Here is an 11,950-nt window from a genome sequence, read left to right as displayed (position 1 = left end):
CCGCCCTTACCTATGTAATCCGAAATTCAGGCAATAAAAAACCCCCGCTCTTCCAAGAGTGAAAAAGCGAGGGTAACGCAATTGTTATTTCAACATGGCAACAACGATGGCCAAAATCATAAATCCTGCTGCAAGACCTACCGTTGTACGCTGCAGTACGAGATCCATACCGCGAGCCTTCGTTTTACCAAAAAGATGTTCCGCACCGCCGGAGATGGCACCGGCAAGACCTGCGCTTTTCCCTTTTTGGAGAAGAACGACAGTAATCAACCCGATGGAGAAAATAACGAGCAATACTTCAAAAAATACAACCATGACTTCCACCTCCTACGTATGTAAACATCTAAATTTATGATCTTAAGAGACATTCTAGATTCTACATGAAAAACAGCATTCTTATTGTACCACAGCTTTAGTGGCCTGACAAGAAGTGCGAAGAACAATCCCGACAGAAAATCTGCTCGGCCAGCCGGTTGGAAGTCGCCTAACATCGTCGATTGGCGGCATGGACTGACGCTTCATATCCGGCCACACCTTGATTCGCTCGCCAAAAAATAAATGGCCTGCCCCCTGTTGAGATGACAGACCATCCGTTTCTTAGCAGCGGAAAGCTGCATTATTTCACTCGGAACGACCCTGTGCTGATCGCGACTAGCTCGCCCTTATCATTCGTTATCCTGCATTCCGTCGTGACCGAACGGTGCGTCTGATGCACGATGCTTGCCGTAACCGTAAGGGTTCCGGCCCTGGCCGGCATGACAAAATGCACGTTCAGATTGCTTGTCACCGTCGATTCGCCGGGACGCTCCAGCATGACGGCAATGCCCATGGCGTTATCCATCAGTGAGGAGAGTACGCCGCCATGCACGATGCCCATCATATTCATATGATGAGGCTGCGCATCCAGCGTGACAACAACCGCCTCCGGGCTGGCTGACGCAAGCTTGCAGCCGAGATATCCCCAGAAGGTGGGCTCTGCCGCTTTGGTCATGGCCTCGATGTACGCCTCCCGGTCGAATCCCGGCTGTTCGGCCTTCGCGTCGGGGTTGACATTGGTATGATTCATCAGGCCGCCTCCTTTTTTCTTCTGACGTTGTTAGATACTGTATCCATTCCAGCGGGATAACATGAATCGTTGGTCGTACCTGCACGGCTGTTCTTTCGCTTCAGCCCGTTCTGCCTTCCTCTTCCTCCTCCAGCAGCTTGCGGCGCAGCACCTTGCCTACCATCGTCTTCGGCAGAGAATCGCGGAACACGTACTCGCGCGGCACTTTATAGGCCGCCAGCTGGCTGCGGCAGAACTTCTCAAGACCCGAAGGGTCCGGAGACGCGCCGTCCTTCAACACAATATACGCTCTTACGGTTTCGCCGCGATAATCGTCCTTCGTTCCGACCACGACGGCTTCCTTCACGGACGGATGCTCATACAGCACTTCCTCGATCTCCCGAGGATAAATATTGAAACCGCTTGCAATGATCATGTCTTTCTTGCGGTCAATGATCGTAAAATACCCATCTTCGTCCATCGTGGCCATGTCGCCCGTGAACAGCCAGCCGTTGCGCAGCGTGTCGAACGTGTCCTCCGGCCGGTTCCAATAGCCCATCATCACCTGCGGACCCTTCACGATCAGCTCGCCCGGCTCGCCGACCGGCATTTCTTCGCCCGTCTCCGGATCCACGACCTTCGCGTCCGTATCCGGAACGGGGACGCCGATGGTGCCGATCTTCCGCCTTCCCCATATCGGATTCACATGGGTAACCGGGGACGCTTCGGTCAGGCCGTAGCCTTCGATCAGCCGCCCTTTGGTCAGCTCCTCGAACTTATCCTGCACCTCGACCGGAAGCCCGGCAGAGCCGCTGACGCAGGCATTGATCGAAGACAGGTCGTATTCCTTGATCCGCGGGTGATTTATCAGCGCGATATACATGGTCGGGGCGCCCGGGAAGAGCGTCGGCTTCATTTTTTTGATCAGGTTCAGGATCATCGCCACTTCGAATTTCGGTACCAATATCAGCATGCCTGCACGATAGATCGCCTGGTTCAGCAGCACGGTCAGACCGAACACGTGAAAGCACGGCAGAACGGCTAAATACCGCTCCTTTCCGTCCTCCACCTGAAAGCACCAGTTCGCGGACTGTACGGTGTTGGCGATCAGATTCATATGCGTCAGCATGACGCCTTTGGGAACGCCGGTCGTGCCGCCAGTATACTGGAGCAGGGCCAAATCCTTCTCCGCTTTCACGGATTCGCAGACGGGATCATTCGGCGCGCCTGCAAGCAGCTTTTTGAAGGCATGGACGCGGGTTCCATAGTCGACGACCGGAAGAGGGCCTTCCTTCTTGGCTTTGATCGGGTAGAGAAGATTCTTGGGGAACGGCAGATAATCCGCCACGGACGTGACGATCATATGCTCCAGTTCCGTCTCCTCGATAACTTTTTCAACGCGGGATACAAACATATCCATCGTAATGATGATCTTGGCACCGGAATCCTTCATCTGATGCGCAATTTCCCGCTCCATATAGAGCGGGTTGGTCATGACGGCCACGGCTCCGGCGAGCAGCACGCCATAATAGGAAATAACGACCTGCGGGCAGTTGGGCAGCATGATCGCTACCCGGTCGCCCTTCTTGATCCCTTTGCTGCGGAGCGCGTTCGCCATCCGGTAGGACGCATCCAGCAAACTTCTGTAGTTGATCGTCTTTCCCATGAAATACAGGGCCGGACGATTCGGAAACTTCTGCGCCGACGTTACGAGAAATAATGCCAAATTCTGTTTCGGATAATCAAAAGCGGGGGCTACTTCGGGCGGATAAAACGGCAGCCAAGGCTTTGTATCCATACAAAACCAACCCTTTCCTAAGGAATGCTCCTTCTTTCCTACTCCAAGAAAAATCTCTCTCTTTTGCGGTTACTTACGCATCGGATTGGCGTTATGCTTAGTTACACCGTGTACCGCTCGTTCTTGACCACGCGGGCTGCGATGCTGCGCTTGAGGGCCACCGTATCGACCGGCGTGCAGCGCGTCAGCTTCTTGAGCACCGACAGCTGCATCCGCAGCATGTCGCCGGTTTCCACCGAAGCCAGCGTTTCTTTGGCGAGCGCTTCAATGCGCTGGAACGCCTCGTAAGCAAACACCTGCGTCATCTCGATCATGCTCGCTGCCTTTTCCTCAGAGGTGCGTTCGATTTGCTTGCGGGTACGCAGCAGCGCACTCTCCAGGGCATAAATATCAATCATCATATCCGCCAGATTGGACAAGGCCTCCTGCTCCTTCTCCAGCTTCGTGCCGAACTTCTGAACGGCCAGACCGCCGGCGAGGAGGAAAATCTTCTTGCTCATGTCCAGGAAATGCGCCTCCTGTTCCAGCGTTCCTTCAAAGGTTTGGCCCGGTACCAGCTGGAGCAGCTCCCCTTGCAGGCCTTGCGCTTTTTGCAGGAGCGCGATTTCGCCTTTCATCGCCTTCTTCACGAGCGTCCCCGGAATGAGGAGCCGGTTGATCTCGTTCGTGCCTTCGAAGATGCGGTTGATGCGGGAGTCCCGATAGATGCGTTCCACTTTATACTCTTGGATGTACCCATAGCCCCCGTGAATCTGCACGGCTTCGTCTGCCACGTTATCCAGTCCTTCGGAACAGAACACCTTGTTGATCGAGCATTCGATGGCATAGTCGGAGATCGCGGCCGCCGAGTGGATGCCTGCATCTTCGCTGTTGTAATCGATGTCCTGCATCGCTTCGTCCAGCAGTCCTGCCGTACGGTACACCATGCTCTCCATCACGAAAGCGGTGATGTTCATCTCGGCGAGCTTTTTGCGCATGAGCGGAAACTGCGAGATCGGCGTATCGAACTGTTTGCGGGTGTTAGCATATTTCGCGCTCAGCTCGATCGATTCCTTCGCTGCACCGACGGTGCCCGCTGCCAATTTGTACCTGCCGATGTTCAGGATGTTGAAGGCGATCCGGTGGCCCTTGCCGATCTCGCCAAGCAGGTTCTCCTTCGGTACCTTCACGTCTTCGAAGAAGAGCGGACGCGTCGACGAGCCCTTGATGCCCATCTTCTTCTCCTCCGGCCCGAGCGTGAAGCCTTCCATTTCCTTCTCAACGATGAACGCGGTGAAGTGCTCTCCGTCAATCTTGGCGTAGACGATAAAGATATCCGCAAATCCAGCGTTAGTTATATATAGCTTCGATCCGTTCAAAATATAATACTCCCCGTCGTCGGACAGGCGTGCCGTCGTTTTGGCGCCCAGCGCGTCCGAGCCGGAGGTCGGCTCCGTCAAGCAATAAGCCGCGATTTTCGCGCCGGTCGAAAGATCCGGCAGGTACTTCTGTTTCTGCTCGGTCGTGCCGAAGAACACGATCGGCAGCGTACCGATACCCACATGAGCCCCGAAGGAAAGCGCAAAAGACGATCCCTTCGCCAAGTTTTCGTTAATAATCGTGGAGCTGACTTTATCCAGTCCGATCCCGCCGAAAGGCTCCGGCACATCGGCTCCGAGCAGGCCCAGCTCGCCTGCTTTGCGAAGCAGGTCTACCGTCATCTCGTAATTCAGCTTCTCCAGCTCTTCATCGTGCGGCACCACTTCGCCGTCGATAAAATCGCGCACCGTCTCGCCGATCATGCGATGCTCTTCCGTAAAATCCTCCGGTGTCAGGATCCGCTGCACGTCCGGATTGTCGATGACAAAGCTGCCGCCTTTGATTTTCGGTTCTTTGGTTTGGTTATCGCTCATGATTGGTTTCCCCTTTCGGAATGTGGAATAAGGTGGAGTGCAATGGTGGCCTTGGTGTTGCTAGGTTGCGAACTTGCTGGTTGATCATAGATGGTGTATGTGTTACTGCGGCGCAATATTGGCGCTCCGCGTGCGGATTGTACTTCCGATCGCTGTTGAGTTTGGATTTCCGGGAATGAATTGATCCATAGTAGAAATCCAAACTCAAAGGCGACCGCTCCCGCTTCTCCAGTACAACTCCGCCCTCTCCGCTGGGTTGGCGCAAACTTGTTAATCCCCTAAGTTCAAACGCCTGCGACCGGTTATCCATGCACTCCCCTGTGGTTGGAGTGAGTGGTGCGGTGTCCGGTCCGGGTACGGAACGGACACAGGTACATCGTGCGCACTGCTCCCCATTATCATTGCACTACACCTGTGGTTGGAGTGAGTGGTGCCGTGTCCGGTCGTGTACGGAGCGGACACGGGTACATCGTGCGCACTGCTCCCCGTGCGCACGATGCGTGGTCCGGGGCATGCTTGGATTGGTCGTCGACCCTGGTGATCTTGGCTGGCCACATTTCCCTCCTTGGGACTTGTTCCAGCTCTCCCCCAGTCAAGAAGGAGGCTGCTTCCCTGGGCCTGACAACTGACAGGATTGGTTTTTATTTCAATAACGAACGAGTTACGACTCCTTCGGAAGAGGCAATTACGCCCCGGCTGCGTGCACCTCGAACACTCCCGCTGCGCCCATTCCGCCACCGATGCACATGCTCACGACGCCGTAGCCGCCCCCGCGGCGGGCGAGCTCGGAGACGAGGCTGACGGTCAGCTTGGCGCCGGTGCAGCCGAGCGGATGGCCGAGTGCAATGGCGCCGCCGTTGACGTTGACCTTGCTCTCGTCGATCCCCAGCGCGCGGATGATGTGGAGGCATTGCGAAGCGAACGCTTCGTTAATCTCGAACACATCCACCTGATCCAGCTCGATGCCCGCCATGCGCAGCGCCTTCGGGATCGCTTCGACGGGGCCGACGCCCATAATCTCCGGCTCCACGCCGGCCAGAGCAAACGATTTGAAGGTAGCCAGCGGGGTAAGGCCCAGCTCCTCGGCTTTCTCGCGGCTCATGACGGCTACCGCCGCCGCGCCGTCGCTCGTCTGCGACGCGTTGCCCGCGGTAACCGAGCCGCCGAGGGCAAAGGCCGGCTTCAGTCTGGCCAGCACATCCGGTGTTGTGTCCGGCCGAACTCCTTCATCCGTATCGATGGCTAAGGTTTTGCTGAGCACTTTGCCCTGCTCATCGGCAGCAGCCAGCGTTACGTTCACCGGTACGATCTCGTCCCGGAACTTGCCTTCGGAGATAGCGGCTGCGGCCTTGCGGTGGCTGCTGGCCGCGAAGGCATCCTGCGCCTCGCGGGTGATGCCGAAGCGGCGTGCTACCTCCTCCGCCGTATGGCCCATGCCGATGTAAACCTCCGACATCTCTTCGACGATCGTCGGATGCGGTGCCGGCTTGAAGCCGGTCATCGGCACATGGCTCATGCTCTCGACACCGCCGGCGACGATGACCTCGGCATGGCCGAGCATAATGCGTTCCGCAGCAAAAGCGATCGCCTGAAGTCCGGACGAACAGAAGCGATTGACGGTCAAGGCCGGCACCGTGACCGGATAACCCGCATACAAGGAAATAATCCGCGCAACGTTAAGGCCCTGCTCGCCTTCCGGCATCGCGCAGCCGAGGATAATGTCCTCGACGTCCTCCTTTTTCAGGCCCGGCGCACGCTCAATGACGGCTTCCAGTACGGCTTTGCCGAGATCCTCTACGCGCGTCTGGGCAAAACTGCCCTTCTTCGCCTTCCCCACCGGGGTGCGAGCAAGGGATACTATGACTGCTTCTCTCATGCCATTCACCTCATCAACTAGAAATGGTTTGATCCAATACCGATATGATTGCTGGCCTTTCATCGGCCTTGAAATGAGTACGTAACGGGTGGAACTGATTAAAGAGCCGCCATCACCCAAACATCCAGCAGTGCGGACAGTTTGCCGCATGTACCGTATGCACGTTTGATTTGGCAAATCGCACGTTGCGGATGATAGCTGATCTGTTAGCTGTGAAGCTTTAAGGACTATACCAACATTATCGTTCGTATGTCCTGATTGCTTTTCAAGATGCCGAAGGCAAGGAGAGACCGGAAGGCAAGACGCTCAAAATTGCCAAGGAAGTACAGTCCAAGCTGAATCGCCTTAATTCCGCAGCGGCTTGCCTTTTGCCAGCATATGCTGCATGCGCTGCTGGGTCTTGGCCTCCCCGAGCAGGCTGAGGAATGCTTCTCGCTCCAGGTCGAGCAGATGCTGCTCGCTCACGACCGTTCCCGCAGGGACGTCGCCGCCCGTCAGGATATGCGCCAGCTTCTTCGCGATCAACAGATCGTGATCGCTGATATAGCCGCTTCGCTTCATGTCGATCGCGCCCATCTGGAGCACGGCCCGGCCGTCGCGGCCGACAACGCGGGCTTTGCCCGGCTGCGGCGGAACATAGCCCGCCCGGTCCATCGCTAACACGGCCTGCTTCGCTTCATGGATCCGGTAATCCTGATTCATGACCACCGTATCCCCGCTGCGTCCATACCCCATGCGGATGGCTTCATGTCCGCTGGTCGATGCCTTGGCCATCGCCACCATCTCGAAGATTTTGTTGATCTCCGGCTGGAGGTCGCTCTCCTTATCGGGATGACGGTTGCTGGTCATGAGGGCCAGCTCCTTGCAGCCGCCGCCTGCCGGTATCAGACCGACCCCCGTCTCCACCAGGCCGAAATAGGTCTCCGCCGAGAAGATGATCCGGTCCGCCGGCAGGCACGCCTCCACGCCGCCGCCCAGCGTCATCCGGTGAGGCGCGGCCACGACCGGCTTCTCCAGCCCCTTCAGCTTCATCATGCTGCCCTGGAACAGACGGATGATGTCATCCACCTCATCCCAGTCGCCGCTCTGCGCTTCCATCAGCATGAGCATCAGGTTGGCGCCGACGCAGAAGTTCCGGCCTTCGTTCGCCAGCACCAGTCCGCGGTAATTGGCCCTGACCTCTTCCACGCTCTGCTGGATCATGACCAGAATATCGGCGCCGATCGCGTTGTTCGGCGAAGTGAATTCAAGGCACGCAACGCCATCCCCAATATCGATCAGATTCGCCCCCGTATTTGAGCGGATGATCCGGTTTTGCGATTTGAGCGCTTGCAGCGAGATCAGCTCAGGCTGAACCTCAACGCCTTTATACTCGCCTTTGAAATAATGGAACACCTCGCCGTCCTTCTCTTGATAGAAGGACTTGTTGCCTGCGGCAACCCACTCCTTCACCCACGCCGGGACGGTCACGCCCTCTGCTTCCATGCGCTGCACGGATTCCGGCAATCCGATCAGATCCCAGGTCTCGAAGGGACCGAGCTCCCAGTTGAAGCCCCATTTCATCGCGTTGTCGATGTCCTGGATGGAATCGGCGATCTCTCCCAGCTTGCCGGCCGCATAGACGAGCACTTGCTTCAATACATTCCAGGCCAGCTCCGAGTAACGATCCTGCGTTCCCAGGAAAGCCTTGATCTTCCGCTTGGCTCCCTTTACCGCTTTGGCGGCTTCGATGGAAGCGGAGCTCACTTTGGCGCTCGGATTGTACTCCATCGTGGACAGATTGAGCGATAGGATTTTGCTGCCTTGATCGCCTTTTACTTTTTTATAGAAGCCCTGGCCGCCCTTTTCCCCGGTCCAGCCGCGAGCGACAAGCTCATTCATGACGTCAGGCACCGTGAACACGTCTTTCTCCTCGCCGTCCGGTACGGAGTCGTACACGTTTTTGGCTACATGGACAAACGTATCGATGCCAACCAGATCCAGCGTGCGGAAGGTGGCGCTCTTTGGACGTCCCAGAACGGGACCCGTGGCCGCATCTACTTCCTCCACGGTATAGCTGTTCTTCACCATCTCCTGCAGCGTGACCAGAAGTCCGTAGGTGCCGATCCGGTTCGAGATGAAATTCGGCGTGTCCTTCGCAAGCACAACCCCTTTACCAAGGCGCTTCGTGCAAAATTCAACCATGAACTTCGTAATGTCCGGATCGGTATCAAAGCCCGGAATAATCTCCAGCAGCTTCATATGACGCGGCGGATTGAAGAAATGCGTCCCCAGGAAGTGGCTGCGGAATTCCTCGCTGCAGTCTTCGACCATCGCATTGACGGAAATGCCCGAGGTGTTCGTGCTGACGATCGATCCTTCCTTACGCACGCCTTCAATCTGCTTGAAAATGCTCTTTTTGATTTCCAGGCGTTCCGTAACCACCTCGATGATCCAGTCCACATCCTTCAACAGGCTTAGATGGTCCTCGGTGTTTCCCGGCGTGATCCGGCCCGCAAAATCAGCGCTGTAGAGCGGAGCGGTGCTTGATTTAGGCAGAGCCGCAATCGCTTTGGCGGCAAGCCTGTTTCGTACCTTCGGATGATCCAGCGTCAGGCCGGCCTTCTCCTCCTCGGCGGTCAAGGAATTCGGAACGATGTCGAGCAGCAGGCAGGGAATGCCTGCGTTGGCAAGATGGGCGGCGATCCCCGATCCCATGACGCCCGAGCCGATCACGGCGGCTTTAGTGATGTTTCGACTTGCGACCCCGGAACCGCTGACGGCTTCTTTGGTAATGGTATTACTCATTGCACAACGACCTCCTGTTCATGGATTTCGGATAGACCGAATACGGATAACTCCAGAATTTCCGCAATATCTCGCGTTTTCACGCTTTCTTCCATTTCCTTCAGCTTCGTGCCGTCCTCCAGCATCGTCAGGCAGAACGGACAGGCGGAGCTGATCATCGTCGGAGATACGGCCAGCGCCTGCTCGGTACGCGCCAGATTCACCCGCTTGCCTGCGTCCTCCTCCATCCACATCTGACCGCCGCCGGCGCCGCAGCACATCCCGTTCTCGCGATTCCGCTCCATCTCCAGCAGCTCGACGCCGGGAATGGCGCGAAGCACGCTGCGCGGCTGATCGTATACGTCGTTATACCGTCCCAGGTAGCAGGAGTCATGATAGGTGATTTTCTCCTGAACCTGATACTTGGGCTTAAGACGCCCTTCCTTCACCAGTTGATCCAGCAGCTCCGTATGGTGGACGACCTCAGCCTCCAGTCCAAATTCCGGATATTCGTTCTTGAAAATATTGAAGGTATGCGGGCAAGCCGTGACGATTCGTTTCACATCGTATTTCTGAAACGTCTCGATGTTCTCCATGCACAGCTGCTGGAACAGAAATTCATTGCCCATCCGGCGCGGAGTGTCGCCCGAGTTCTTCTCCTCGTTTCCGAGAATGGCGAAGTTGACGCCCGCTTCATTCATGAGCCGGACGAAGGCCCGGGTGATCTTGCGGCTGCGATTGTCGTAGGAACCCATGGAACCGACGAAGAACAGAATGTCGAAGTCCGGATTTTCCTTCACGGTCGGGATCTTCAGATCCAATGTCCCTTCCGGGTCAACCTCCTTCACCCACTTGCTCCGGTCCGCGCGGCTGATTCCCCAAGGGTTGCCTTGTCGTTCGATGTTTTGCATGGCTCGCTGGCCTTCCTGCGGCACGCTGCCCTCCATCAGAACGAGATGTCGCCGGAGATCCACGATTTTGTCGACATGCTCATTTGCGACCGGACACTGATCCTCGCAGTTGCGGCAGGTCGTGCACGCCCAAATCTCTTCCTCGGTCATGACGCCGCCGATCAATTGAATATCCTTCGGGTCTACGCCCTCGACTTGGTGCCAGGAACGCTTCTGCACATCCATCGTCGGTCCGATGTCGGTGATGCCCTCGCCCTTCCAGCCGACAAGCGCCAAATCCGTTGCGCCCATGGAGTGGACGCCCGGCGACCCAAACACGGAGGCAGGCATCCACGCCGATTTGGAGGTGAGCGCGGCACCTTTTTCCGTGAGATGATCCCTCAGCTTCACGATCATGTGCATCGGCGACAGCAGCTTGCCCGTGTTCGAGGCCGGGCACACGTTGGTGCATCGTCCGCATTCAACGCAGGCATAGAAATCCAGCATCTGCTTCTGCGTGAAGTCCTCGATTTTGCCTACTCCGAATTCCTCGGCTTCTTCATCCTCCAGGTCTAGCTTACTGAGCTTGCCCGGGGGATCCGTGCGACGAACCAGAATGTTGATCGGCGCCGTAATGAGGTGAAAATGCTTCGATTGCGGCACATAAATAAGGAAAGACAGCAGAATCAGCAAGTGAAGCCACCAGAACACGTAATAACACACCGTTACTGCCACCGGCGGCATCCAGGCAAACGCGGCCGCGATACTTGAGGAGATCGGTGCCATGGCCGACCACGCCAGACCTTCCATGAGCCGTTCAAAGGCCATCGTCAGCAGCACCGAAGCCATCAGCGTGGTGATGAAAAACACGACAATGCTTGGCTTCCAGCCCCGCTTGAGCCGTTTCAGCTTCTCGCCATAGCGGCGATATGCCGCATAACCGATGGCCAGCAGAATCAGCGCAACCGTAATCTCCTGCATGAGGATGAAGCCCGCATGGCCCGGAATCGGCAAGCTGTGACCCGATAGCCCTTTCCAGATGATATCGAGCGCCCCGAACTGCAAAATGATAAATCCGTAAAACACGATAAAGTGCATGATGCCGCTCTTGCGGTCCTTAAACAGCTTGCTCTGTCCGAACACCTGGATGGCGAACTGGCTCAGGCGCTCCTTCAGATCCTTCTTCAGATTCGCCGGCTTGCCCAAACGGATATACAGGTAACGGCGATACACCACGGTGGCGAACATGTACACTGCCCAGCCCGTGATCAAGACAAAGAGCAGCGCGTTGATTAATGTTGGAATCATCCCTCTCAGCCCCTTGCGTTAAAAGATCCTTCTTCCACACCCTTCATTTCGTCTCTGCAGCGTCCAATTCTACAGCTCCTGTCACTCCTTCCAAAACCGGCTCGTCATTGTGTCAAGATTGGGACAATATATGAAGCGCTTTCATTATAGAGACAAAAATAAGACCTCCACATCGTGCCGTGCCGACCACTCTAAACCGAACATCATGACTGCTAGCTGCATCTCTTCATCTGTACAACGCTACATCCGTATTTGTGTACTTGCCTTTCGGATACCCAGCTATTCGTTTCTTCCGGTTAAACTGCCGTCTATTGCTCTGATATGAACGCCTTATTTTGCTGCTCTTCCAGGTCTGCTTCATCCATTTTACGCGTC

Annotated in this window: 7 protein-coding genes; all 7 read right to left on the bottom strand. The window is 56.2% G+C overall.

Translation table 11 applies throughout. From position 1 onward, the window contains the following. Positions 1-84 precede the first annotated feature (84 nt). The gene (gene secG, locus AC3RCL_RS01385; RefSeq protein ID WP_009593367.1) at positions 85-315 is read right to left on the bottom strand and encodes a preprotein translocase subunit SecG; all 231 of its coding nucleotides are present in this window, start codon (positions 313-315) and stop codon (positions 85-87) included. 301 nt (positions 316-616) lie between these two features. Beyond that, on the bottom strand, positions 617-1,066 hold the full coding sequence (locus tag AC3RCL_RS01380; protein ID WP_192570049.1) for a PaaI family thioesterase: 450 nt from the start codon (positions 1,064-1,066) through the stop codon (positions 617-619). Positions 1,067-1,166: 100 nt separating this feature from the next. Further along, the gene (locus AC3RCL_RS01375; RefSeq protein WP_492534271.1) at positions 1,167-2,843 is read right to left on the bottom strand and encodes a long-chain-fatty-acid--CoA ligase; all 1,677 of its coding nucleotides are present in this window, start codon (positions 2,841-2,843) and stop codon (positions 1,167-1,169) included. Between the two features lie 101 nt (positions 2,844-2,944). Next, positions 2,945-4,735, bottom strand: a complete 1,791-nt coding sequence (locus AC3RCL_RS01370) for an acyl-CoA dehydrogenase FadE (RefSeq protein WP_375121354.1) — start codon at positions 4,733-4,735, stop codon at positions 2,945-2,947. Between the two features lie 685 nt (positions 4,736-5,420). Continuing rightward, positions 5,421-6,611, bottom strand: a complete 1,191-nt coding sequence (locus AC3RCL_RS01365; protein WP_492534269.1) for an acetyl-CoA C-acyltransferase — start codon at positions 6,609-6,611, stop codon at positions 5,421-5,423. 345 nt (positions 6,612-6,956) lie between these two features. Beyond that, positions 6,957-9,398, bottom strand: a complete 2,442-nt coding sequence (locus tag AC3RCL_RS01360) for a 3-hydroxyacyl-CoA dehydrogenase/enoyl-CoA hydratase family protein (RefSeq protein ID WP_492534267.1) — start codon at positions 9,396-9,398, stop codon at positions 6,957-6,959. Next, on the bottom strand, positions 9,395-11,575 hold the full coding sequence (locus AC3RCL_RS01355) for a (Fe-S)-binding protein (protein WP_492534265.1): 2,181 nt from the start codon (positions 11,573-11,575) through the stop codon (positions 9,395-9,397). Before AC3RCL_RS01355 ends, AC3RCL_RS01360 begins: the two co-directional genes overlap by 4 nt. Between the last annotated feature and the right edge of the window lie 375 nt (positions 11,576-11,950).

The sequence above is a fragment of the Paenibacillus sp. MT86 genome (genome assembly GCF_058792535.1).
This window is presented reverse-complemented; position numbering and strand designations above follow the sequence as displayed.